Origin of the sequence: Geomonas silvestris, from assembly GCF_014193515.1 — a bacterium.
Taxonomy (GTDB): Bacteria; Desulfobacterota; Desulfuromonadia; order Geobacterales; family Geobacteraceae; genus Geomonas; species Geomonas silvestris.
Genome location: NZ_BLXX01000008.1, coordinates 94,554 through 117,876 on the forward strand (window position 1 = coordinate 94,554; position 23,323 = coordinate 117,876).

Sequence of the window (23,323 nt, forward strand, 5' to 3'; positions counted from 1 at the left end):
CTGCCCCTGCGCCGGACGGCTAGAACATGAAGCGCCGCATGCTGATGTTGAGCAGGATCCCGACGCCGACCATGGAGGTGACCATGGAGGTCCCGCCGTAGGAGAAGAAGGGGAGCGGTACCCCGACCACCGGGAAGAGGCCGATCACCATCCCCATGTTGATGACGATGTGCCAGAAGAGCATGGCGGAGACGCCGACAGCCATCAGCGAGCCGAAACGGTCGTTACAGCGCTTGGCGATCCCCAGCCCCCAGAAGATCAGGAAGAGGTAGAGGGTGAGCATGACCAGGCAGCCGACAAAGCCCCACTCCTCGGCGAAGACCGAGAAGGCGAAGTCGGTATGCTGCTCGGGAAGAAAGCGCAGCTGTGACTGGGTGCCGTGCATGAACCCCTTGCCGAAGGTGCCCCCCGACCCCACCGCGATCTTGCTCTGGATGATGTGGTAGCCGCTCCCCTGCGGATCGAGGTCCGGGTTCAGGAAGTTGTAGATCCTCTTTTTCTGGTAGTCGTGCAGGGCGAAGCGCCACCCCAGGAAAATGGTGGGGATCGCGGCAGCGGCGAGCGTGGCGAGCGCGGACCAGCGCACCCCGACGAAGAGGAGCATGGTGCCGGCGATGAGCGAGACCAGGATCGCGGTCCCCAGGTCGGGCTGTTTCATGATGAGCAGCGCCGGTGCACCCAGCAGTGCCAGCGGGTAGAGGAGATCCTTCAGGGTGAGCCCCTGGAAGACCGGGTACCGGCTGAAGAACCGGGCGAAGGTCATGATGATGACGATCTTCATCGGCTCGGAAGGCTGGACGGTGAAAAAGCCCAGGTGGATCCAGCGGGTGGCACCCATGGAGGTCTTGCCGATCACCAGCACCAGGACCAGCAAAATGAGCACGGCACCGTAGAGCCAGTAGGCGAAGTCCTCCAGCATGTGGTAGTCGATGCTGCAGACCGTGAGACAGAGCATGATGCCGGCCACGGTCCAGTAGATCTGCTTCAGGAAATAGGGGGTGCCGATCTCCCGGTAGGACGAGGAGGCGCTGTAGATGTTGATCACCCCGAACCCGGTAATGAGCAGCACCAGGGCCAGAAGGGTCCAGTCGAAGTTGGTAAAGAGCCTGCGGTCAAACATGAAATCCCCAGGAATCCGGTACTCAGCGGTACCGCGGTGTTATCGGGAACCCGGCCAGGAGGCGCGGGCCTTGCCGGTTATTCGGTGTCGGTGTCGGCAGCGGGTGCCGCTGCGGGAGCGGTCGGGGTGCCTGAGCCCGGCGCGCCACCCTTTTCGTCCTTGGGCTCCTGCTTGGGCACCGGCTTCTTGATGACGCCCTTCCCCTCGAAGTAGGCGCGCAGGAGCCTCCCTGCGATCGGGGCCGCGGCTGAACCGCCGTGCTCGCCGTGCTCCACGATGACCGCAACAGCGATCTCGGGTTTCTCGAGCGGGGCGAAGGCCACGAAGAGCGCGTGATCGCGGAACTGGTAGGGGACCTCCCCCTTGCTGTCGCGCATCTTGACGACCTGGGAGGAACCGGTCTTGCCGGCCACCTTCACCTCGGAAAGCCGCGCCATCCCCCCGGTCCCGTGCGGCTCGTTGACCACCGCGAAGAGCCCCTCCTTGATCAGCTTGAAGGTGGAAGGCTTGATGGCGGCGCGCCCCACCTGCTGCGGCGGGAACTCCTTGATCGGTTTGCCGTCCAGGTCGACGATGCGCTTCACCAGGTGCGGCTGGTAGATCACCCCGTCGTTGGCGACGGTGGCGATCATCGAGGCGAGCTGCACCGGGGTGGTCAGCACGTACCCCTGGCCGATCCCCACCGAGAGCGTCTCCCCGGAGAACCACTTGGTGCCGAAGCGCTTCTTCTTCCACTCCTCGGTCGGGATCACCCCACCCTTCTCGTTGTCCAGCCCGATCCCCATCGGGGCACCCAGCCCGAACTTCTTGGCGTAGGCGGCGATCCGGTTCACCCCGAGCCTTTCGGCGAGCTTGTAGAAGTAGACGTCGCAAGACTCCCGGAGCGCCTTTCTCAGCTCGACGTGGCCGTGTCCTTTTTTATCCCAGCACTTGAAGGTGGCGTTGCCGAACTTGTAGTACCCAGGGCAGTCGACCGAGCTGTGGGCGTCGATGAGCCCCTCCTCGATCCCGGCGATGGCGGTGATGATCTTGAAGGTCGAGCCCGGCGGATACATCCCCTTGAGTGCCTTGTTCTCCAGCGGGTGGCGCTTGTCCTCGAGGTACTCCTTCCACTTGTCGGCGGGGAGCCGCCCGGTGAAGAGCGCCGGGTCGAAACCGGGATTGCTGGCAAAGGCGAGCACCTCGCCGGTGTTGACGTCCATGGCGACCGCGGCGCCCGCCTTGTCCCCGAAGGCCTGCTCGGCGACCTTCTGCATATCGAGGTCGATGGTGAGCATGACCGAGTTGCCGACCGTGGAGGCGGTCTCCTCGACGGTGCGCAGGAAGCGGCCGCGCGCGTCGACCTCGATCTGGCGCCCGCCGTCGGTGCCGTGCAGGAAGTTCTCCCAGCTCTTCTCGATGCCGCTTTTACCGGTGTAATCCCCGGCGTTATAGTCCTTGTAGCGCTCGTTCCCCAGCTCCTCCTCGGAGACCTCACCCAGGTACCCCAGAAGGTGCGAAGCGAGCTCGCCGTTGGGGTAGGCGCGCACCGGCTTCATCTCGATGTTGACGCCGGACAGGGAGAGCCGGTTCTCCTCGAGGAACTCCATCTGGTCGCGGCTTATGTTGGAGGCCACCACCAGCGGGTAGTACTTCGCCCTCCCCTGCCCCTTGTTCCACTTGTCCTGGATCTCCTTGGGATCGAGCTTCAAAAGCCGGGCGAGGCTGGAGACCAGCTGCTCGCGGTCTTTGACGTCCTTGGGGATCACGGCAACCGAGAAGGAGGGGGTATTGGAGACCAGCACCTTGCCGTTTCGGTCCAGGATGGCGCCGCGCGGGGCCGCCACCGGGACGAAGCGCAGCCGGTTGTTCTCGGACTGGTCCAAGAGGTTCTCGGTGTCGACTACCTGCAGGTACCAGAGCCGGGACAACAGCAGGAAGAACATGGCGAAGGCGCCAAAGGAGATCCAGATGATGCGCCGGGAGCCGTCACCGTCGGGGATGATGCCGCTGTGTGCCTTCATCGCGCCTCCTCGACCGCGCCGCGCTTGAACATGAAGAAGAGCGAGGCGGCGAGCGCGTTCACCAGTGCCTGCGGGACCAGGACCGGCAAGAGCGTCGCGTAGACACCCTTGGAGACCGAGAAGATCATCAGCATCACCAGGTTCAAAAGCGCGCAGAAGAAGGTCCCCAGGAAGACCACCAGGACCAAAAGCGCCCGGTTGTCCGTGTAGAGCCGGTCCGCGACCTGCGACAGGAGCGTGTAGAGGCAGAGGTAGCTGAAGGCGTGCAGCCCGAGGTAGATGCCGGAGAAGCTGTCCTGCAGCAGTCCCAGGGAGAAGGCCGCCAGCGCCGCGAAACGGTGCTGCAGCTTAAGCCCCAGGTACACCACCAGGATGATGATCAGGTTTGGTTGGAAAGGGTCCTGCAGGTAGCGCGGCAAAAGGGTCATCTGCAGCAACACTGCGGCCAGGACCAGGCCGACTATCTTTAGGTAACGCATCAGTTTCTACCGTCCGTGGGGTCTATTCATGAGGTTGTTTAAGGAGCACCAGCATCTCCTCGAGCCTGCCGATGTTCACCGTGGGGCGCACCTCGATGGTCTGAAACACGCCGTACTCCCCCTTCTTCACCATGGTCACCTCGCCGATCGGCACCCCTTTCGGGAACACCCCGCCGATGCCGGAGCAGATGACCGCATCCCCCACTTTAACATCTTCATCTTTGACCGTGAACTCCATTGAGCAGCGGCCGCCCCCCATGCCGCGCACCACGCCGCGGGCCCGGGAGCGCTGCACCATGGCGGCGATGGCCGAGGCGTGGTCGGTCAGAAGGAGCACCCTTGAGCTGTGCGGCGCCACCTTTACCAGGCGCCCCACGGCGCCACCCGCCGCCAGTACCGGCATCCCCTCGGCAAGGCCGTCGGCGCTGCCGCGATCGACCACCAGGGTCTTGAACCAGGCCGAGGAGTCCTCGCCGATCACCGAAACCGCCACCGACGGCGTCTCCTGGGTCTCCTTCAGGTTCAAAAGGGCCTGCAGCCGGGCGTTGGCCACCACCGCCTCGTTCCCCGCAAGGATCCGCTCGTTGAGGCGTTTCACGCTCTTTCTCAGGGCGATGTTTTCCTGGCGCACCTCGACCAGGTCGATGTAGTCGCGCCAGATCCCTTCCACGAAGTTGTCGGCGCCGGCCAGCGCATTGGCAAACGGGGCGGTCAGTGCCATCACCGAGCGCTCCACCGGGTTGGCGTGTTCCTTGTAGCGCAGGTTGAGTGCGTAGATCAAAAAGGCGGTCACCAGGAAGGTGGCGGTGATCAGGAAGCGTTTGTAGCGCAGTAGCAGCTCTTTCATTCGGTCTCAAAAATGGCTTAGGGGGCCGCCGAGCCCCCTATGAAAATATCCTTGCATTACCGGTTCCGGTCCGTGGGCGCGCCCCTACTCCAACTGAAACGGCGAATCCGCCTCGTCCTCGTGCCGGATCTCGTCGACCTTCTCCCGTTTGCCGGGCCCCGCGTAGAGCCGGTTGGGGCCGTTGAAGACGATGCCGTTTTCGTGGCTTACGTTCTTGTAGGCGTGCACCACCCCCGGCGGCACGATGAGCATGGTCGGCGCATCGACACCGGCGAAAAAGATCTGCTTCACGCCGTAGGTCGGGGAGTCCTTGCGGGCATCCCAGAGGTACACCTTGAAGTTCGCCGGCCCGATGAAGCAGAAGTAGTCGGTCTGGTCGACGTGCTCGTGAGGGCCGCGCGCCACGCCGGGCTGGGTCATCGAGACGTAGGCCATGGTCGGCATGAGCGCCGGGTCGAGTTCGTCCGAGCGGAACAGCTCGGAGAGCCAGCCGCGCTCGTCGAGAAACTTGGTCAGGGGGCGGGTCACCACATCGTGGATGCGCCCTTTCTGGTAGCTTACGGTCTTGCTCATGAACGGATACCTCCCCCGCAGAGCTGGGTCTCGTTGTAGACCCGCTGCAGGTAGTCACGGTAGGATGATTTCGGGGTGTCGGCGATAACGGCGGCCATGCGCGCGCAATCCAGGTATCCCATGCGCAGGGCGATCTCCTCGAGGCAGGCGATCTTGAGCCCCTGCCGTGCTTCCAGGGTCCCGATGAAGTGGGAGGCCTCCAGAAGGCTTTGGTGGGTGCCGGTGTCGAGCCAGGCGATGCCGCGCCCGAGTTTCTGGACCGACAGCTCGCCGCGCCTGAGGTACTCGAGGTTCACGTCGGTGATCTCCAGCTCGCCGCGCGGCGAAGGTTTGAGCGCCTTGGAGATCTCCACCACCTTGCCGTCGTAGAGGTAGAGCCCGGGAACCGCGTAGTTCGACTTCGGTTGGGCGGGTTTTTCCTCGATGCTCAGCACCTTGCCGTCGTTGTCGAAGTCGACCACGCCGTAGCGCTCGGGGTCCTGGACGTAGTAGCCGAAGATCTTGGCGCCCTGCTCGAACTGGGCGATCAGGCGGTCGAGTTCCATCTTGCCGTAGAAGATGTTGTCCCCGAGGATCAGGCAGACCGGCTCACCGGACAGGAACTGTTCGCCGATCACGAAGGCCTGGGCGATCCCCTTGGGTTCGGGCTGCACCGCGTAGCTCAGCTTGATCCCCCAGCGGGAGCCGTCGCCCAGAAGGGCCTGGAAGCGCGGCGTGTCCTGAGGGGTGGAGATGATCAGGATGTCGGCGATGCCGGCCATCATGAGGGTCGCCAGCGGGTAGTAGATCATCGGCTTGTCGTACACCGGCTGCAACTGCTTGCTCGCCACCATGGTCAGCGGGTAGAGCCTGCTTCCGGCGCCACCTGCGAGCAAAATGCCCTTTTTGATACCTGGTACCATAACCCCCGCTCCAGACGCTAAAATCACATTAAGAAACTATTTTTTCTACCATAGGGACGCATCCGGAGTCAAACAGTAAACAGGGAAAGGACCAAGTAAAGGTACCGGTTCGCTGCGGATTGCTGCAAAAGGGGTCAAAAGCCGCACGGGAAACGCCGTGGCGGCCGGGAAGGTGTGGGCGGTCCGGGTCGGGTCAGGGGATCAGGCGCTCCTTGAGCTTCTCGTCGATGAAGCTTTCCTCAATCGCCTCGCGGGCCCAGGGTTCCTTGCAGCGCGCCAGCACCAGTGCGGCACCTTCGGCCACCGCGGGGACGTCGCTCCAAAGCGCGTTGCGGATCGCCCTCAGCCGGTGGGTGTCGGCCTCGCGGGAGTCGGCCAGGGCGCGGCAGGCGTCGCACAAAAGGGCGAGATTCTCCTCGGCGGGTTCGTCATCGGGGCGGTACTCCCAGAGCTTCAGCCCGTCGTTTCCCGCGCACCATTCGCAGTGAAAGCCGGCGCGCTTGCCGATCGACTTGCCGAAGCGCTGCACCGCCTCGAGGTGTTCCTGGTGCATCCACTGTCCCTTTGCCATGCATCTCCCCCCTCACGTACCAGCCATGCCGGCAACAGCCACCCATTTTAGCAGATTTGACAGGCACTTCAATGATTTTCATGGGAAACGCCGCCCCGGTGCCGACCGCCAGTTTTGTCTGGACAAGGACCTTAACTCTGTGATTTCATGGGCGCCCGCGTGCGGCGGTTCCGGTTGGGGATGCGGCAGTGCGAAACAGCACCTGGAGGATTCATGAAATTACCGCAGCCGCTTGTCTCCGGCACCCTGATACGCCGCTACCATCGGTTCCTGGCCGACGTCGAGCTGGAGGACGGCAGCATCGTCACCGCCCACACCCCGAATACCGGGAGCATGATGGGGTGCGCGATTCCCGGAAGCCGGGTCGCCCTCTCCTTGAGCCCCAACACCGCCCGGAAATACCGGCACAGCTGGGAGCTCGTCGAGGCGGACGGCATCTGGATCGGCATCAACACCCAGCTCCCCAACCTTTTGGCCCGCGAGGCGATCGAAAACGGGACCATCTCGGAACTCGCCGGCTACCAGACCATCCGGGGGGAGGTCCCTTACGGCGAGGGGAGCCGCATCGACCTGTTTCTCACGGGCCCCACGGGGTACTGCTACGTCGAGGTGAAGAACGTGACCCTGGTGGACAAGGGGCGCGCGCTTTTTCCCGATGCGGTGAGCGCCCGGGGGCAGAAGCACCTGAGAGAACTGATGGGGATGGTGCGCCAGGGGCACCGCGCGGTGAACCTCTTCGTGGTGCAGCGCGCCGACGGCGACTCGCTGTCACCGGCCGACCACATCGACCCGACCTACGGGAAGCTCCTGCGCGAGGCGGCACGTTCCGGGGTGGAACTCCTCGCCTACCGGGCGGCGGTGAGCCACGCGGAGATCCGCCTGGAGCGCCGGCTCGCGGTCGAGCTCTAGGCGCGGCGCCGCGTTGACAAGCGAGGAGTTGGGCGCTACAGTTGAGCGTATTTTTTCCGGGAGGTCACGTGAGAATTCCCAGGTTCACCATCTACGCCAAGGAGAGCGGAGTCGAGATCTCGGCGACCGAGAAGCGCCAGGCGGGAAAGGCCGACGAGGGACGCATCGCGCTCCGTTTTTTCCGGTTGGCGAGCGGCAGTCACCAGATCCGCTTCGTGGTGGAACCGTGGGAGGCCTTCGAGCTGCAGCGCAAGATCCTGGCGGTGCACGCCGCGCCGGGGAAAGAGGGGCTGACCCACAAGTTCGACGGCGGCGAGGGTGAGACGGTGACCAAACTGTTCGTCGAGGGGTACGAGCGAAACGGCAAGAAGGGGTACGCCTTTTCCATCCAGCGCAACGAGGAGAGCATCAACGTGGCGGCGCCGCAGGGCGAGTTCCTGTTCGCGGCCGAGTTCTTGAAGCAGCTTTCAGTGGCCCAGTCCTGGGTAGAGCAGGCGGAACGATGACAGTGACGGCAGCAGCGGCAGCAAAAAGCACGGCCTCCGGCGCGACACGCGCCCTCTCGAAATCCGGCCACCCCGCCCCCTCAAGCAAGACCCTCCACCTGAGCATCGACAGCAAATTGAGCGATGTCGCCCTGATCGGTCACGCGGTGCGCGGCGTGTGCGCCTGCTCCCCCTTGACCGAAGAGGCCTACGGCGAGATGGAAGTCTGCGTCGTGGAAGCGGTCAACAACGCGATCACCCATGCCTACCGGCGCCAGGACGGGTTCAAGGTCGAAGCCGCCATCACCCTGCACCCGGACCGGATCAGCTTCGAGGTGAGCGACTTCGGCACCGCGATCATCGATTTCGCCCCGCGCACCCTGGAATTCGACCCAGAGGACATCGGTTCCCTCCCCGAGAACGGCATGGGGCTCTTCATCATCGAGACCATCATGGACGAGGTGAGCTACCGCACCGAAGACGGGCGCAACACCCTCTCCTTCTGCCGCTACTTCACCCAGCCCAGCGCCTGAACCAGCCTACCTGAAAGTTCCCACCCGACTACACCACACCAGCTTTTTAGAAAATCGAAAAAGGTACAGGACGTAAAGGACTTTAGAGACTTTAGGGACTTAAAGGACATAAAAGGGATGAAGGCGGAGAGAAAGACCGCCGATGCGACTCCTCGGCGGACAATGGTGTCGCATTATCAAGTGTCAATCGTAAATTGTCTTTAATTCCCCAGCAGGAACTCGAAGTCTTCCCTTCCCAGCGACTGGCCGGCGTCGCTCTCGGCGTCTTCCAGCAGGGCCCGGTACAACTTCAGCTTGCGCTTTTTGAGCTCCATCATCTTCTCCTCGATGCTGTGGCGCATCAAAAGCCGGGTGATGGTGACCTGGCGCTGCTGGCCGATGCGGTGGGCCCGGTCCGAGGCCTGGTTCTCGACCGCCGGGTTCCACCAGGGGTCCAGGTGGAAGACGTAGGAGGCACGGGTCAGATTGAGCCCACGCCCCCCTGCCTTCAGGCTGAGCAGGAAGACCGCCGGCTCGGCGGAGTCCTGGAAGCTCTCTACCAGCGCCTTTCTGCGCGACACCGGGGTGGAGCCGTCCAGCCGGAAGTTCAAGATCCGCTCGCCGTTGAGCGCCTCCTGCACCAGGTCGAGGAAGGAGGTGAACTGCGAGAAGACCAGGACGCTGTGCCCCTCGGCGAAGAGCTCCTGCACCTGCTCGACCAGAAACTCGATCTTCGGGGAGGCGTCGTGCGCCTCGGTCAGCATGAGCCGGGAGGAGAGGCAGATCTGGCGCAGCTTTAAGATGGCGGTGAGGGCGATGATCCGGGCCTGCCCCGGCGCCTTGGAGGCGTAGGCCTCGGCGACGGTCGCCTTCACCTGGGCCACGGTGCGCGCGTAGAGCGCTTTCTGGCGCGGACTCATCTCGAGGTAGAGGTCGGTCTCCACCTTGGGGGGGAGCTCGGCGGCGATCATGTCCTTGGTCCGCCTGAGGATGAAGGGGCGGGTGCGCCGCACCAGGAGGTCCAAAAAGGCGCTCCCCTCGCGCCCCATGCCGCGGCGGAACAGCTCGTAGTTCCCCAAAAGCCCGGGGAGCGCCAGGTCCATCACCGAGTAGTACTCGCCCAGGTGGTTCTCCACCGGCGTCCCGGTGAGGCTCACCTTGAAGCGCCCCTTGAGCCGGCGCACCGCCCCGGTGGTGTCGGCGTGGATGTTCTTGACCGCCTGCGCCTCGTCGAAGACGATGACGTGGAAGTTGAGCCGGGAGAGCTGCTCGATGTCGCGCTGGATCACCCCGTAGCTGGTCAGCACCAGATCGAACCCGGCGAACTCGGCCTTCCTCCCCTGCCCCCGGTACACCCCGACCTTGAAACCGGGATAGAACCGGGCGATCTCGCTCTCCCAGTTGAAGATGAGGCTGGGGGGAACCACCACCAGGTGCGGCTGTTCTTGGGGGAGATCGGACGGGATGATCCCCTCCTTGAGCCCGGCCAAAAGGGCGATCGCCTGGATGGTCTTCCCGAGCCCCATGTCGTCGGCGAGGCAGGCGCCGAAGCGGTGCCGGTAGAGAAAGGCGAGCCAGCTGTACCCTTCCACCTGGTAGTTGCGCAGGGTCGCCTTGAGCCCCGCGGGGATCTGGCTCCGCTCGATGCTCTGGAAGTTGAGCAGGCTGTCGATGATCCGCTCTTCCTCGGGGGCCAAGAGGACCCGCACCCCGCTGCGCCTGAGCACGATCCAGTCCAGGATCTGCAGCCTGGGAACCCGCACCACCTCGCGCTTGGCGTGGCCGGCAAAGAGCGAGAGGGCGCGGCTGCTCTCCTCGTCCAGCAGCACCATCTGGTTCCCCTTACGGAACAGGCCGCCCCCCTTGACCGCCTCCTGGAACTCCCGCTCGTCGACCAGTTCCCCCTCGAAGCGGATCTCGGGGCGCAGCTCGAACCAGTCGATGGAGCTGCGGGTCGCGTCCAGGGTGAAGGACCAGGATACCGTCTCCAGCTCCTCGCCGCCGATGGCGAGGCCGAAGCCGCCCGCCACGCACGCCTCGCGCAGCCTGGTGAGCCCCTTCAGGAAGGTCTTGCGGTCCAGGTACATCTCTCCGGGTTCGGTCGCGGGGGTGAATATCTCGGCGCCGAAGAGCCGGTAAGGGATCTCGAGCAGCTGGGCCTGGCGCACCCCGTCGACGGCAAGGCCCAGCCACCCCCCCTCGCCCAACTGCAAGAGGGTGCGCGGCTCGCCGGCCATCTCCCAGAAGCCGTTCACGATCTGGCGCGCCTCGGCGCGCACCCCGCGCTTGGCGAATTCCGGGGTGTCCAGGGCAAGCCGCGCGATGCGCTCGCGCTCGGTACGGGTGTGGCCGGAAAGCGCGCTAAAGCAGGCGTCGAGGATGGCAGCCACGCGCTTCTTGGCGCGCAGTGGCTGGGGGTGGTGCTGCCTTCCCGAGGCGGGGAAGAACCAGAAGAGATCACGGGAGAGCGGGAACCTGAGCTCCTCGGCAACCCCCTCGGTAACCAGGTGCACCGTGTCGCCCAACTCCTCGATGTTCAGGCGGTACGAGGGGTGGATGGTGCGCAACTGGCAGCGTGCCCCGTCGCGGCTCAAGACCGCCCGTTTCAAAAAGGCCGCGAGTTCCACATCTTTCAGGGTGAACTGCAACCGGTTGAAGTCCTCCGCCAGGGCGAGAAACCCTTGGCGGTCCTCGTTGAGCGAACTCTCCGGCAGGGCCGCGAGATCCCCGGCAAGCCTCTGGTAGTAGCGCTCGTGCCCGGCCTCGGCCAGTTTCTGGATCCGGGCCTGACGCAGGTCGAAGTAGTAGTGTTCGGATACGAAGGAGTCGTCGTCGAAGAGCGTGCCGTCGTCGAGGCTCTGCGAGCCGCGCAGTTCGCCGCGGCGCAGGTCGAGGTGCACCAGCACCGAACGGAGGGTGGAGCTGTCCATGCGCATGGGGACGAGCCCCCGGTCGTCCGAGAAGCAGATCGGGTAACGCCCCTGGAAGCGGTTCACGAACTCCTCGTGGGAGCGCCCCCCCAGGGCCGGAGAGTTCAACAGGCGCAGGAAGTCTTTCAGCGACGCGGGGAGTCCGCTCTCCGCGAGGGTTACCGGTTCCCCCTCCTGGAACAGGTGCTGCTGCACCTCCCCGTCATGCCTCTCCAGCACCAGGGCGAAGGGGGCGCTCAGGTCGGCCTTCACGCCGGTGGCCTCGGCGGCAGGTGCCACCTGGGTCAGCTCGCGGCGGATGCCGTCCAGGTACTTCGGGGGGAGTTGCAGCATGGGAAACGAGGCGGGGGAGACCGCTTTTTTCAGGGTGGCCAGAGAAGCGACCAGGTGGGGGCAGCGCCCTTCCGGGCTCCAGACCCCGCAGTCGCAGGAACCGGAAAGCTCCCCCTGCTCAAGCGAGAAGGTGACGTTGAAGTCGTTTTGGACGGTGAAGGAGAGGTTGAGAACGGCGCCGTCCTCGCTCCAGGCGAGCCGGGTGATGGGGTGCTGCTTGCAGAGTTCGAACCCGTTGAAGAGCTGCCCCTTGGCGGCCAGGGCATACACGGCCGAGGCGGGCATCTCCAAAAGATGCCGCAAAAGGGCGCTGCTCTTTCTATTAGGCGTCAGGTCTGCCAAGGGTCACCTCGTCAACGAACCGCCTATGCTACCAAAAAGCCGCCCCCATTACAACAACCCCCTGTCGGCAATTCCGGTACAGCATCTGCGGGAGCGCCCCGGTCGATCTCACACGTGGAAGAAAAGGCGAATCCCCCCTGCCCCCCCTTTTGCAAAGTGGGGAACGTGAGGTCAGCCGCAGCGCTTCGTGGAAGGGAGCTCTGAGCGCCCCCGGCATTCCCGGAAGGACCTTTCTAAGGGAAGGGACGTGCGTGAGGCGGCTCAGGTGCCAAGCTACTTGACAGGTAAAAACATACCCGGATGAAGGAAATAAAAAGAGGGACGGCGCGAACCGTCCCCAAAAAGGAGACCCTGGAGATTTCGAGGTGATTTCTCTGGGTGTTAATCAAGCTATCGGTAGAGGCGACGAGAACTTTAGAGATATTTTGTAAGTTTCTTCAGAGGGGAGCCGATCCGCAGAGCCCACCCGGCTCGCAGAGCGCGCTGGCCGGGGCCGGCGGCGCCGCGGGCTCGCCACACCCCAGCGCGAAGCGATCGATGATCCAGCGGGCGATGCTGCGCTCGGGCGGCAGGGAGTCGGGCATCCGGTCGGGGCTAAACCACTGGGCGTCTTCCAGTTCGTCGCCGTCCACCGTGATCTCCCCGGAGGCGTAATCGGCGACGAACCCCGCCATCATCTGGCTCGGGAAGGGCCAGTTCTGGCTCCCCACGTAGCGGAGGTTGGCGACCTTGAGCCCGGTCTCCTCGAACACCTCGCGGTCCACGCACTCCTCGAGCGACTCACCGAAGTCCAGGAACCCGGCCACCAGGCTGTAGCGTCCCTGGGGCCATTCCGGCTTGCGCGCCAAGAGGAACTTCTCGCCGCGCCGGATCAGCACGATGACGCAGGGGTGGATGTGGGGGAAGTGCTCGTGGCCGCAGCCGGTGCAGCGCTTGCCCCAGGTAAGCCGGATCCGCTTCATGCTGGCGCCGCACTTGGAGCAGTGCCGGCTCATGCGCTCCCAGTAGAGGATCTGGCGCGCCAGTCCGTAGAGGGTCATCAGGCCGTAGGGAAGATCGGCGGAGGGGACCGCCTGGAATTCAGGGGTGAGCAGCTGGTCGGGCGCCACCGTCATGAGGCGGACCGGCTCGCCGTCCCACTCTCCGAAGAGCAGCGGTGTCCCCTGCATGGTGAAGGTGGCGGGGAGGTCGCCCCGGTACAGGGCGCCATCGGCGAGGATCAGCGCATCCCCCTGCAAAAAGACCCAAAAGCCGGCGGCAGTCTCGTCGAGCTCGCCGGGTTTGCGTTGGGTGAAGCGCTTCTTGATGATCTCGCCGTTGAAGGGGAGATGGACAGCGTCGGGAAATGCCATGTGCCACTCCTGTCGATAACGTTTCGGGTAGTGGGCCATCATACAGAAACGGGCGAGGGAATCAATGCCATTTCGGCGCTGCCGGGGGGGAGCCTGCCAGGTGGTAACGGCACGCGGTATTCAGTAGTCGAGCGATCCCTTGCGCTCCGAGAGGAATCTCGCCTTGTTCAGCGCTCCCGCCTGGCATTCGGACCAGAAACCTTCCAGCACTCTGAGCAGTTCGTTGGTTAACGCTTCGATTTCCTTAAGTTCCTCGTCCATCGCGCTCCCTCCTTCTGGATATCCCGGCGCCGGCACCGTCGCGCCCGGCACACACCCACCTCATGAAATAGACCACATGCTGTTTTTTATCGGCAGCGTCTGCCCGCACTTTAGAGTTTTTTCAGGGAAATTGCCCCCGCGACAGCGCTTAGCGCCCCCCTTTTAGCTTGCATTGCCAAGGCTCGATATGCTAACTCTTTCTCCTTTGAGCAGGCCAGCGCGCCAGAGCGAAAAAGCACCTGATTTTGCGCCGCTATGCGGGAGCCGCAGGTGCGCGCCCGCGGCCCGCTCGACCAATCTTTAGCTGCAGGAGAGAAGTGTGACTAGTGAACGTCGATTGCCGGCGGAGTGGGAACCCCAGGACGGGGTGCTTTTGGCCTGGCCCCATGAGGAGAGCGACTGGCAGCCCTACCTGGAGCTGGTGGAGCCGGTATTTGTCGAGATCGTAAAAGAGATCAGCCGCTTCGAGCAGGCGGTCATAGCCGCCCCGGACCCCGAGCGGGTACGCGGACTCTTGGAAGCAGCTGGTGCCCGGCTGGAGCGGGTGCGGGTCTGCCAGGTGGAGACCAACGACACCTGGGCCCGGGACTTCGGCCCGATCAGCGTCGAGGAGGGGAGCGCCCTTCGGCTGCTCAACTTCGGCTTCAACGGCTGGGGGCTCAAGTTCCCCTCCGACCTCGACAACCGGATCAACAAGAAGTTGCAGTTCCACTCGGTCTGGAAGGCACCGCTGGAGACCGTCGGGCTTATCCTCGAGGGGGGGAGCATCGAAAGCAACGGCGCGGGGACCATCCTGACCACCGAAGAGTGCCTGTTGAACGACAACCGCAACCCGCACCTGACCCGCGAGGAGCTGGAGCAGGAGTTGCACGGCCTGTTCGGCAGCGACCGGTTCCTCTGGCTTGCCAACGGCTACCTGGCCGGCGACGACACCGATTCCCACGTGGATACCCTGGCGCGCCTCTGCCCGGACGACACCATCGCCTACGTCGGCTGCGACGATCCCGACGACGAGCACTACCATGCACTCAAGGCGATGGAGGCCGAGATCGCGGCCTTCCGCACCAGGGATGGCAAACCGTACCGGATGATCCCCCTCCCCTGGCCCGGAGCGCGCTTCGACGAGGAAGGTACCCGGCTCCCGGCCACCTACGCGAACTTCCTGGTGGTAAACGGCGCGGTACTGGTGCCGACCTACCAGGACCCGAACGACCAGGCGGCGCTTGAGGCCATCGGCCGAGCCTTTCCCGGGCGCGAGATCGTGGGGATCGACTGCCTGCCGCTCATCCTGCAGCACGGCTCCCTGCACTGCATCACCATGCAGCTCCCCAAGGGGACCCTGAACCGGTAGGCTTATCGGGTTTTCCCGAGACCACATCCCCCCCTCCCTTGACGGGAGGGGGCCGGGGGGTGGTTAAGCTGGCATCGGCAATAACGTGGCACCTTCCCCCTCACCCTGGCCCTCTCCCGCAGGGGGAGAGGGGACCCGGTTGGGCGGGTTCCCCGATTTTTTCGGATAACCGACAGGTAGGCGGGTCCACTTCGAAACATCTGCACGGGCCTCATGCCCCTTACACCGGCCAGGTGCGGCAACGAGCGCAAAAGCCGGCAGTTAGCACGGAGGATTTAATGAACAAGTTAAAGGTCGCCCTGGTACAGCAGAGCCTGCGCCAAAACCGCGACGAGACCATAGCGGCAACCGTCGCCGCGATCCGCGAGGCCGCGGCCCAGGGGGCGCAGCTGGTGACGCTCCAGGAGCTGCACACCGGCAGCTACTTCTGCCAGACCGAAGACACCGACTGTTTCGAGATGGCCGAGAGTATCCCCGGCCCCTCTACCGAACTCTTCGGAGCGCTGGCCCGCGAACTCGGCATCGTGCTGGTGACCTCGCTCTTCGAGCGCCGCGCCCCCGGCCTGTACCACAACACCGCGGTGGTCCTGGACCGCGACGGCAGCATCGCCGGCACGTACCGCAAGATGCACATCCCGGACGACCCCGCCTTCTACGAGAAGTTCTACTTCACCCCGGGGGACTTGGGCTTCGAGCCGGTGCAGACCTCGCTGGGGAAACTCGGCGTGCTGGTCTGCTGGGACCAGTGGTACCCGGAGGCCGCGCGCCTGATGGCCCTGGCCGGTGCCGAGCTCCTCATCTACCCGACCGCCATCGGCTGGGACCCGCGCGACAGCGACGCGGAGAAAAAGCGCCAGCAGGACGCCTGGATCACCATCCAGCGCGCCCACGCGGTCGCCAACGGCATCCCCGTCCTGTCGGTGAACCGCGTCGGCTTCGAGGCAGACCCAAGCGGCGTGGGTGCCGGGATCCAGTTCTGGGGCTCGAGCTTCGTGGCCGGGCCGCAGGGTGAGTTCCTGGCACACGCCGGGCAGGAAGAGGAGCTCCTCGTGGTCGAGGTGGACCGCCGGCGCAGCGAGGACGTGCGCCGCATCTGGCCTTTCCTGCGCGACCGCCGCATCGACGCGTACCAGGACCTGGTGCGCCGCTACCGCGACTAAAGGAGAGCGCACGTGCCCTCCCCCTTCACCCCTTCGAAAGAGCTGCTGGCGAGCCTTGCCGCCCTGGAGCCCGCCGAGCGCACCCTGGTGCAGCTCCTCTCGGTCGCCTACGCGCCGGTCTCCAAGAACGTCCTGTTGAACCTCGCCCGGCGCTTCAGCCTGAGGCTGCCGGGCGACGGGAAGCTGAACGCCGTAAACCTCGCCGAGCTGTTGGGGCGCCTGAGCCAGGCGCAGCTCGTCGAGGTCGCGCGCGACGGGGTGCGCTGCAACCGGCAGATCGCCCACCAGGCAACCCTGAGCGCCGTGCGCAGCGGGAGCTTCGAGGGGATGGTCCTGGCAGTGCAGATCGAGATCCCCATGGTAAGCGAGTGGGGGAGCAGCTACTACCGGGTCCCCCAGCACGCCCTGCGCGACATCCGGATCGGGTTTTACCGCCAGGATGCCAAATTCGTCTTCGACAAGCTGGCCCGTTTCGAGCGCCAGTTCCCCTACGAAACCCTCACCTGCCACCCCTTCGTTCTCGTCTGCAGCTTCCCCTTCGATGCCGAGTGGTTCGCCACCCTCCCCCGCCAGCTCTCCGACCCCGCCCTCGCCGAGATCTTAAGCTATGCCCTGGCCACCTTCCTCCCGGTGCGCGAGGCGTTCGAAGTCCTGGAACAGCGGGTAGCCCAGGGGGAACTCCCGCAGATCCTCCACGACACCTACTGCCAGGAACTCTTGCTGCGCGGCCAACCAGAGCAGGCAAGGTACGCGGCCCAGGCCTGGGCGACCTCGCGCGAGGTGGCCGTCGTGGCCTGGGAGGCGCTCACCAGAAACGCAGTAGATCAGGCGCTGGCCGGCTTCGAGGAAGCGCTCTCCCTGTTACGCAAGGAGACCGGCAAGCGCAAGACCTTCTTCAGCGACCTCTCGGGACCGTTCTACGTAGTTGCCCTGATCGCCGCCGGAGAGCAGCCCCTGCTCACCCGCGCCGACGAGTTCTGCTCGTGGGTGATCGCCAAGCGCGACTGGCCCCACCAGGACATCTACCGGATGCTCAGCCTGGTCATCGAGGAGCGCAGCGGTTCGCGCGGCGCCGGGGCGATCCTGCAAACGCTGATTCCGCGGCTTTCCAACTCCCCGTTCGTCGGGCTCTTCGCGGCACTGACGCTTTCCTGGAGCGGCTGCGCGGTGAGCGAGGTGCAGGCCAGACTGGTTGCCGACCTGGCGCAGCCGGCGCGGGAGGCGGGGTACCAATGGCTTGCCGACGAGTTCGAGTTCTCCGCCCGCGCCAGCGGCCACGCCTCGGCCCAAGCCGAAGCGCTACGGCAGCGCTACCGCACGGAGGGTCGAACTCCCCTCATTGAATTGATCAAGCGCACCGAGTTCTGGGAGAACGCCCTCAAGGCGCTCAGTTCCCTGAACCGCCCCGAGGAGCAGGCGAGCGTTGCGGAGCGTTCCACCTCGCGTCTTATCTGGCACTTCCTGGATCAGGGGCGCTACGTTGAGCTGCAGCCGCGCGAACAGAAGCTCTCGGCCGCCGGCAAGTGGAGTGCCGGGAAAAACGTCTCACTGCGCAGGCTCGCCGGAGAAAATCCCGAGCTCGACTTCTTAAGCGAGCAGGACCTGCGCATCTGCCGCTGCATCAAGAAGGAGCGCGAGTCGGGGTACTACGGCCGCGAGGTGTACCGTCTCGACCTGGACCGCGCCCTCCCCCTTCTGGCCGGTCACCCCCAGGTCTATCTCGACGCGGCCGCAACCGTGCGGGTGGAATTCGTCGCGGGTGAGCCCGAGTTGCAGCTTTTAAACGAAGGCGACCACCTCCTGATGTCCCTCTCCCCCCCTTTCGAGCCGGACCAGCGCACTTACCTGCAAAAGGAGAGTCCTACTCGGATCAAGGTGTTCCAGATACGTGACGAGCACCGAAAGATCGCTACTATCGTGGGGAGCGGGCTCAAGATCCCGGCCCACGCCCGCGACAAGACGCTCGAGGCGATCAAGTCGCTCTCCGGCATCCTCACGGTGCACTCGGACATCGGTGCCGGCGAGGCGGAACTTTTAAGCGGGGATCCGACACCGTGCTTCCACCTGCTCCCCTACCAGGAGGGTGTGAAGCTCGAACAGTTGGTGCGCCCCTTCGGCGACGCCGGGCCGTACCTCAAGCCGGGAATCGGCGGCGAGACCATCATGGCGGTCCTCGAGGGCAAACGGGTGCAGGCGCGCCGCGACCTGCGCCTGGAGTTGCGCAAATCCGCCGAGGCGCTCGCCGCGCTGCCGGTCTTGGCCGAGCGCGAGGAGGAAGACGGCCTGTGGCTCCTGCCGGCCCCGGAAACGGCCCTGGAGCTCCTGGTCCAGTTGCAGGAACTGGGCGACGGCATCCGGGTCGCCTGGCCCGAGGGGGCACGGTTCAAGGTGCGCCAGCAGGTCGGGATCCGGCAGACCAAGGTGAACATCAGGCAGGCGAAAGACTGGTTCGAGCTGGAAGGGACGCTCACGGTGAACGAGGGGCTCACCCTCGATCTCCAGGAACTCGTGAAGCTCATGAAGGATTCCAGCGGCCGCTTCGTCGCCGTGGGGGAAAACGAGTACCTGGCGCTCTCGACGGAGCTCAAAAAGCGCCTGGAGGAGCTCTCCAGCTACGCCGAGCCGCACGGTAAGGGGTTCCGCTTCCATCCCCTGGCCGCGGGTATCTTCGAGGACTTGGCCCAAGAGGCCGGGGAGTGCCAGACCGACCAGCACTGGACGGAGCAGCTGAAGCGGCTGCGCACCGCGCAGAACTTCGAGCCGGTGCTTCCGAGCACGCTGCGGGCTGAGTTGCGCGGCTACCAGGAGGAGGGTTTCCGCTGGCTGAACCGCCTGGCCCACTGGGGGGTCGGCGCCTGCCTGGCCGACGACATGGGGCTCGGCAAGACGGTGCAGACCCTGGCGCAGCTCCTCAGCATGGCGAACCGGGGGCCGTCGCTGGTGGTCGCCCCCACCTCGGTCTGCCTGAACTGGGAGAGCGAGACCGCCCGGTTCGCCCCCACCCTCAACGTCATCATGTTCGGCCCCGGCGACCGCGCCAAGACCTTGCAAAGTTTGAAGCCCTTCGACCTGGTGATCGCAAGCTACGGCCTCTTGCAGCAGGAAGCCGAACTCATGGCGGCGGTTAACTGGCAGGGAATCGTGCTCGACGAGGCACAGGCGATCAAGAACCTCGCCACCAAGCGGAGCCAGGCCGCCATGGGGCTTAGCGGCGCCTTCAAGATGGTCGCCACCGGCACCCCCATCGAAAATCACCTGGGCGAGCTGTGGAACGTGTTCCGCTTCATAAACCCGGGGCTGCTCGGCTCGCTCAAACAGTTCAACGTGAAGTACGCCGCCCCCATCGAGAAGGGCGAGGAGAAGAAGGCCCGTGGGCGGCTCAAGAAGCTGATCCAGCCCTTCATCCTGCGCCGCACCAAGAACCAGGTGCTGGAGGAGCTCCCCTCGCGCACCGAGATCACCATCAAGGTGGAGCAGAGCGAAGAGGAGGCCGCCTTCTACGAGGCCCTGCGGCGCAGCGCGCTGGAGAACCTGGCCGGGGTCGGCAAGGTGGAGGGGAAGGCAGAGCTCCACATGAAGATACTGGCGGAGATCATGCGGCTGCGGCGAGCCTGCTGCAATCCGCGGCTGGTGCTGCCGGAGAGCCCGGTCCCCAGCAGCAAGCTCGCGGCCTTTACCGAGATCGTCGAGGAGCTTTTGGAGAACCGGCACAAGGCGCTGGTTTTCAGCCAGTTCGTCGGGCACCTGGCCATCATCCGTGAACACCTGGACCGGGCCGGGATCCCCTACCAGTACCTGGACGGCAGCACCCCGCCGCGCGAGCGCAAGGAGCGGGTCGACGCCTTCCAGGCCGGCGAAGGCGAACTCTTCCTGATCAGCCTGAAGGCCGGTGGGGTCGGCCTCAACCTCACCGCGGCCGATTACGTGATCCACATGGATCCCTGGTGGAACCCGGCTGTCGAAGACCAAGCCTCGGACCGGGCGCACCGGATCGGGCAGCAGCGCCCGGTAACCATCTACCGCCTGGTGGTCAAGGGGACCATCGAAGAGAAGATCGTTGGCCTGCACCAGCACAAACGCGGTCTGGCCGACAGCCTTTTAGAGGAGAGCGACCTGAGCGGCAAGGTAGGCGCCGACGAGCTCCTGGAATTGCTGCGCCAGGGGTAGCTATCGGCAGCGGAAAACCCTCAAGAAAAGAGAGATTCCCCCGAAGAGACTGGTGACCTGATCTGGGAGATCGGCGCCGGTCTTTTTTTTGGTCACCGGGCCGAGCATCGTCAGGTAGATTTCCAGACACGTGATAAACTTGCGGCTGGCCAGCAGTTCCTAACGCACCTTTCGTGACACCGCATTGCGAGCCACGTCATAAGGAGACCGAGACCATGGCACAAATCGAATGGAATCCCGAACTGAGCGTCGGCATCGAGCCGATCGACGAGCAACACCTCAAGCTGATCGAACTCCTTCAGGGGCTGGAGGATGCCGTGCGTGACGGCAAAGATGCCGCCCTCATCGAAGACACCATCACGAACCTCTTCAACTACGCGAGAGTTCACTTCACCGCGGAAGAGGAGCTTCTGAAAAAGCACAAATACCCGGAAGAGAAACTGCACCAGATGGAGCACAACAAGTTCATAACCAAGGCGTTCGAGTTCAGGGAGAGCTTCGACGCGCGCAAGCCGGGGCTCAACATCGAGGTGGTGAACTTCCTCTCCAGCTGGATCTTAAGCCATATCCAGATTACCGACCAGCGCTACACCAGGTACCTGAAGAAACACGGCCAGGTCTGATCCTTTCACCGTTGCATCCAAGCGCCCCATGGCACAGACGCAGCTCACTGTCCATGGGGCGCTTTGCTTTACCATCCCTGCACGGCATCGATCTCCCGCTTCTTCCTCAACGTTCCGCACCCCCCACCGACCCGCCTTTCCCTTAGCCATTACTTTTAAACTTGTAATCCTGCGTCATCACAGGTAGAACTGGCGCTCAGGCTGCTTGCCAGTGAAGTCCCTTCAGTTACAATAGTGCGATCCTGACGCTCGTTCAGAGAAACCGGTCATCTGGTTCAGATTTGTGAGGGCTGCACCTTTGTTGCGGGTAGGAGAGACGGATCTCAAGTCTTCTTTTCCAGTTCGGCGTCACCCAAAACAACTTTGTCGTCTCTTGCTGGATTTTGGAGCTCCAAAAATGCAAAGTGCCACTACCTTTTGCAATTTTGCAGCTACCAAAAACAACTATCTACTCCTACATTTGTTTTTTGGAGCGCTGAAAAACAACAAGGCCATGCCTTGCGGTTTTTTGGAGCCCCGAAAAACAACTATCTAGTCCTACATTTGTTTTTGGGAGCTCTGAAAAACAACTATCTACTCCTACATTTGTTTTTTGGAGGTACCTTTTGCAATTTTGGCGTCTCGAAAAACTTTTTGGGGTTACCTCGTGCAATTATCTCGCTAGATAATTGCAGCGGGTCAATTGGCGCTGAAAAAGAGCTGCTCCGCAACGGCACCAAGAGGAGAATGTCCCATATGTCCGTAACGATTGCTTTCGATGTCTATGGCACGCTCATCGACACTCACGGAGTTGTAGTCATGCTGCAGCGGCACCTGGGTGACCGAGCTGCGGAGTTCTCCCGCTGCTGGCGCGAAAAACAGCTGGAGTATTCCTTCCGGCGTGCCCTGATGCAGAACTACCAGACCTTCGCGGTCTGTACGAGCCAGGCGCTCGACTACGCCTGCACCTGTTACAAGGTGGCGCTCAGCCAAGAGCAGAAGCAGGAACTCCTGGACGCCTACCGGGTGCTCCCCGCGTTCAGCGACGTGGAACAGGGGCTGCGCCTGGCACAGCAGAGCGGCTTTAGGCTCTACGCCTTCTCAAACGGCAGCCGCGAGGCGGTTGAGAAACTCCTTGCGACGGCGGGGATCCGCGACTTTTTCCTCGACGTAGTGAGTGTCGACGAGATGAAGTCCTTCAAGCCGAATCCCGGCGTCTACTGCCACTTCCTGCGCCGCGCCGGGAGCGTGGGCAAGGAGGCCTGGCTCGTCTCGTCCAACCCCTTCGACGTCCTGGGCGCCGACTCGGCCGGACTGCGCACCGCCTGGCTGCAGCGCTCGCCCGAGGCGATCTTCGACCCCTGGGGGAGCGATCCAACCGTGACCATCACCTCGCTCGTCGAGTTGGCCTCCGCCGTGGAGCGCCAGCCGCGCCTGGGCTGAGGCCACCCCATTTTGCAGCAGCTTTTGGAGGTTCCGCACCGCATGAAACGTCCCGCCCTTATATTCGCCCTCTTCCTGGCTCTCCTCGCCTTTGCCGCGCCCAGCCGCGCCGAAGAAGACTCCCCTGCCGATTCAGCAGAAGAACTGATGACGCCTCCCGCGTCCCGCCCTGCCCCGCGTCCCTGGGAGTTCTCCGTCGAGGGCGCCTGGTGGCCCAAGAGCGACAGCAGGGACGCCGGCGGCCAGGTAGGACTCGGCGAGTTCCGGGTGAAACTCGGCCGCGCCGTGAAGATCGACCGCCAGCTGAGGCTTACCCCGGAGCTGAGCTATGCCCAGGTCGAGGTGAGTGCTCCCGCTGCCGCCCGTCTGCCGGGGAGCCTGTACAGCACGACGCTTGGGCTGCGCCTCGATCACCAGCGCGACCGGGAATTCGGCTACTCGCTCTTTCTGGCCCCCGGCATCGCCGGCGACTACCGCGCGATAGGCAGCGACGACGTGCGGGTGCGCCTCGGCGTGATCGGCCGGTTCAGCACCACGCAGCGCCTCACCCTGCTCGCCGGCCTCATCTACTCCCAGGGCTACCACTCCCTCCCGGTCTTGCCGATCGTCGGCCTGGTCTACCGCCCCGACGAGCGCTGGACCATCAGCATCGCGGCGCCGCGTCCCGGGGTGAGTTACGCGCTGACTCCGGAGCTGAAGCTCGCCCTGAACGGCGAGTACCACGGGACCGAGTACCAGTTGCACCAGGAAAGTCTGGGGGCCAGGGTCATTCGCTACCGCGACTTCCGGGTGACCGGCGGAGCCGAATGGAACCTGGCCGACCGGGTGACCGGGGAGCTTGCCGCGGGTTACGCCTTCGCCCGGAAGTTCATCTTCTACGAGCAGTTCGCCGCAGGGCATCCGGACCTCTCGCTCGACGACGGCCCCTTTGCCCGGGCCTCGCTGAACCTGCGCTGGTAATCGCGCGTCGGCTCTCGCCGC

Annotated in this window: 19 protein-coding genes; 9 read left to right on the top strand and 10 right to left on the bottom strand. The window is 64.2% G+C overall.

Annotated elements, in window-relative coordinates; genetic code table 11:
- Positions 1–19: 19 nt before the first annotated feature.
- From rodA to GMST_RS13545, 7 genes are all read right to left on the bottom strand, one after another.
- Complete coding sequence (gene rodA / locus GMST_RS13515; protein WP_183355210.1) at positions 20–1,120, bottom strand: rod shape-determining protein RodA; 1,101 nt, start codon at positions 1,118–1,120, stop codon at positions 20–22.
- 77 nt (positions 1,121–1,197) lie between these two features.
- Complete coding sequence (mrdA, locus tag GMST_RS13520; protein WP_183355211.1) at positions 1,198–3,123, bottom strand: penicillin-binding protein 2; 1,926 nt, start codon at positions 3,121–3,123, stop codon at positions 1,198–1,200.
- Positions 3,120–3,605 carry a rod shape-determining protein MreD gene (mreD, locus tag GMST_RS13525; RefSeq protein ID WP_183355316.1) on the bottom strand — a complete coding sequence of 162 codons (486 nt, stop codon included), beginning with the start codon at positions 3,603–3,605 and terminating at the stop codon, positions 3,120–3,122. Before mreD ends, mrdA begins: the two co-directional genes overlap by 4 nt.
- 19 nt (positions 3,606–3,624) lie before the next feature.
- Complete coding sequence (gene mreC / locus GMST_RS13530; protein WP_183355212.1) at positions 3,625–4,449, bottom strand: rod shape-determining protein MreC; 825 nt, start codon at positions 4,447–4,449, stop codon at positions 3,625–3,627.
- Between the two features lie 84 nt (positions 4,450–4,533).
- The gene (locus GMST_RS13535) at positions 4,534–5,022 is read right to left on the bottom strand and encodes a dTDP-4-dehydrorhamnose 3,5-epimerase family protein (protein WP_183355213.1); all 489 of its coding nucleotides are present in this window, start codon (positions 5,020–5,022) and stop codon (positions 4,534–4,536) included.
- Positions 5,019–5,924, bottom strand: coding sequence for a glucose-1-phosphate thymidylyltransferase RfbA (gene rfbA, locus GMST_RS13540; protein WP_183355214.1), 906 nt, complete (start codon positions 5,922–5,924; stop codon positions 5,019–5,021). The genes GMST_RS13535 and rfbA overlap by 4 nt, the downstream gene beginning before the upstream one ends.
- 193 nt (positions 5,925–6,117) lie before the next feature.
- A complete protein-coding gene (locus GMST_RS13545; RefSeq protein ID WP_183355215.1) occupies positions 6,118–6,495 on the bottom strand; it encodes a hypothetical protein in 378 nt (125 codons plus the stop codon).
- 213 nt (positions 6,496–6,708) lie between these two features.
- Here GMST_RS13545 and sfsA point away from each other — a divergent pair, with 213 nt between their 5' ends.
- The 3 genes from sfsA (at position 6,709) to GMST_RS13560 (ending at position 8,422) form a co-directional block, all read left to right on the top strand.
- Complete coding sequence (gene sfsA / locus GMST_RS13550; RefSeq protein WP_183355216.1) at positions 6,709–7,404, top strand: DNA/RNA nuclease SfsA; 696 nt, start codon at positions 6,709–6,711, stop codon at positions 7,402–7,404.
- 68 nt (positions 7,405–7,472) lie between these two features.
- Complete coding sequence (locus tag GMST_RS13555; protein WP_183355217.1) at positions 7,473–7,910, top strand: hypothetical protein; 438 nt, start codon at positions 7,473–7,475, stop codon at positions 7,908–7,910.
- Complete coding sequence (locus tag GMST_RS13560; RefSeq protein ID WP_183355218.1) at positions 7,907–8,422, top strand: ATP-binding protein; 516 nt, start codon at positions 7,907–7,909, stop codon at positions 8,420–8,422. Before GMST_RS13555 ends, GMST_RS13560 begins: the two co-directional genes overlap by 4 nt.
- 200 nt (positions 8,423–8,622) lie before the next feature.
- On the opposite strand, the gene GMST_RS13565 is transcribed toward GMST_RS13560, so the two are convergent.
- The 3 genes from GMST_RS13565 to GMST_RS13575 all read right to left on the bottom strand — a co-directional run bounded on the left by GMST_RS13565 (position 8,623) and on the right by GMST_RS13575 (position 13,619).
- The gene (locus tag GMST_RS13565) at positions 8,623–12,006 is read right to left on the bottom strand and encodes a DEAD/DEAH box helicase (protein ID WP_246399604.1); all 3,384 of its coding nucleotides are present in this window, start codon (positions 12,004–12,006) and stop codon (positions 8,623–8,625) included.
- A gap of 437 nt (positions 12,007–12,443) precedes the next feature.
- Entirely contained in the window at positions 12,444–13,358 is a 915-nt protein-coding gene (gene nudC / locus GMST_RS13570) for an NAD(+) diphosphatase (protein ID WP_183355219.1), read from the bottom strand.
- A 120-nt stretch (positions 13,359–13,478) separates the two neighbouring features.
- Positions 13,479–13,619: a hypothetical protein gene (locus tag GMST_RS13575; protein ID WP_183355220.1), complete on the bottom strand. Its 141-nt coding sequence runs from the start codon at positions 13,617–13,619 to the stop codon at positions 13,479–13,481.
- 319 nt (positions 13,620–13,938) lie between these two features.
- Between GMST_RS13575 and GMST_RS13580 the strand changes: the two genes are divergently transcribed.
- The 6 genes from GMST_RS13580 (at position 13,939) to GMST_RS13605 (ending at position 23,302) form a co-directional block, all read left to right on the top strand.
- Positions 13,939–14,970: an agmatine deiminase family protein gene (locus GMST_RS13580; protein ID WP_183355221.1), complete on the top strand. Its 1,032-nt coding sequence runs from the start codon at positions 13,939–13,941 to the stop codon at positions 14,968–14,970.
- A 278-nt stretch (positions 14,971–15,248) separates the two neighbouring features.
- The gene (locus tag GMST_RS13585; protein ID WP_183355222.1) at positions 15,249–16,130 is read left to right on the top strand and encodes a carbon-nitrogen hydrolase; all 882 of its coding nucleotides are present in this window, start codon (positions 15,249–15,251) and stop codon (positions 16,128–16,130) included.
- Positions 16,131–16,142: 12 nt separating this feature from the next.
- The gene (locus GMST_RS13590; protein ID WP_183355223.1) at positions 16,143–20,297 is read left to right on the top strand and encodes a DEAD/DEAH box helicase; all 4,155 of its coding nucleotides are present in this window, start codon (positions 16,143–16,145) and stop codon (positions 20,295–20,297) included.
- A 215-nt stretch (positions 20,298–20,512) separates the two neighbouring features.
- Complete coding sequence (locus GMST_RS13595) at positions 20,513–20,920, top strand: bacteriohemerythrin (RefSeq protein WP_183355224.1); 408 nt, start codon at positions 20,513–20,515, stop codon at positions 20,918–20,920.
- A 735-nt stretch (positions 20,921–21,655) separates the two neighbouring features.
- Positions 21,656–22,342: a haloacid dehalogenase type II gene (locus GMST_RS13600; protein ID WP_183355225.1), complete on the top strand. Its 687-nt coding sequence runs from the start codon at positions 21,656–21,658 to the stop codon at positions 22,340–22,342.
- Positions 22,343–22,384: 42 nt separating this feature from the next.
- Complete coding sequence (locus tag GMST_RS13605) at positions 22,385–23,302, top strand: DUF6268 family outer membrane beta-barrel protein (protein WP_183355226.1); 918 nt, start codon at positions 22,385–22,387, stop codon at positions 23,300–23,302.
- The last annotated feature ends 21 nt before the right edge of the window (positions 23,303–23,323 follow it).

Coding starts and splice junctions, on each gene's coding strand:
- rodA (WP_183355210.1), bottom strand. CDS start 1,120: ATGTTTGACCGCAGGCTCTTTACCAACTTCGACTGGACCCTTCTGGCC.
- mrdA (WP_183355211.1), bottom strand. CDS start 3,123: ATGAAGGCACACAGCGGCATCATCCCCGACGGTGACGGCTCCCGGCGC.
- mreC (WP_183355212.1), bottom strand. CDS start 4,449: ATGAAAGAGCTGCTACTGCGCTACAAACGCTTCCTGATCACCGCCACC.
- GMST_RS13535 (WP_183355213.1), bottom strand. CDS start 5,022: ATGAGCAAGACCGTAAGCTACCAGAAAGGGCGCATCCACGATGTGGTG.
- rfbA (WP_183355214.1), bottom strand. CDS start 5,924: ATGGTACCAGGTATCAAAAAGGGCATTTTGCTCGCAGGTGGCGCCGGA.
- GMST_RS13545 (WP_183355215.1), bottom strand. CDS start 6,495: ATGGCAAAGGGACAGTGGATGCACCAGGAACACCTCGAGGCGGTGCAG.
- sfsA (WP_183355216.1), top strand. CDS start 6,709: ATGAAATTACCGCAGCCGCTTGTCTCCGGCACCCTGATACGCCGCTAC.
- GMST_RS13560 (WP_183355218.1), top strand. CDS start 7,907: ATGACAGTGACGGCAGCAGCGGCAGCAAAAAGCACGGCCTCCGGCGCG.
- nudC (WP_183355219.1), bottom strand. CDS start 13,358: ATGGCATTTCCCGACGCTGTCCATCTCCCCTTCAACGGCGAGATCATC.
- GMST_RS13575 (WP_183355220.1), bottom strand. CDS start 13,619: ATGGACGAGGAACTTAAGGAAATCGAAGCGTTAACCAACGAACTGCTC.
- GMST_RS13585 (WP_183355222.1), top strand. CDS start 15,249: ATGAACAAGTTAAAGGTCGCCCTGGTACAGCAGAGCCTGCGCCAAAAC.
- GMST_RS13595 (WP_183355224.1), top strand. CDS start 20,513: ATGGCACAAATCGAATGGAATCCCGAACTGAGCGTCGGCATCGAGCCG.
- GMST_RS13600 (WP_183355225.1), top strand. CDS start 21,656: ATGTCCGTAACGATTGCTTTCGATGTCTATGGCACGCTCATCGACACT.
- GMST_RS13605 (WP_183355226.1), top strand. CDS start 22,385: ATGAAACGTCCCGCCCTTATATTCGCCCTCTTCCTGGCTCTCCTCGCC.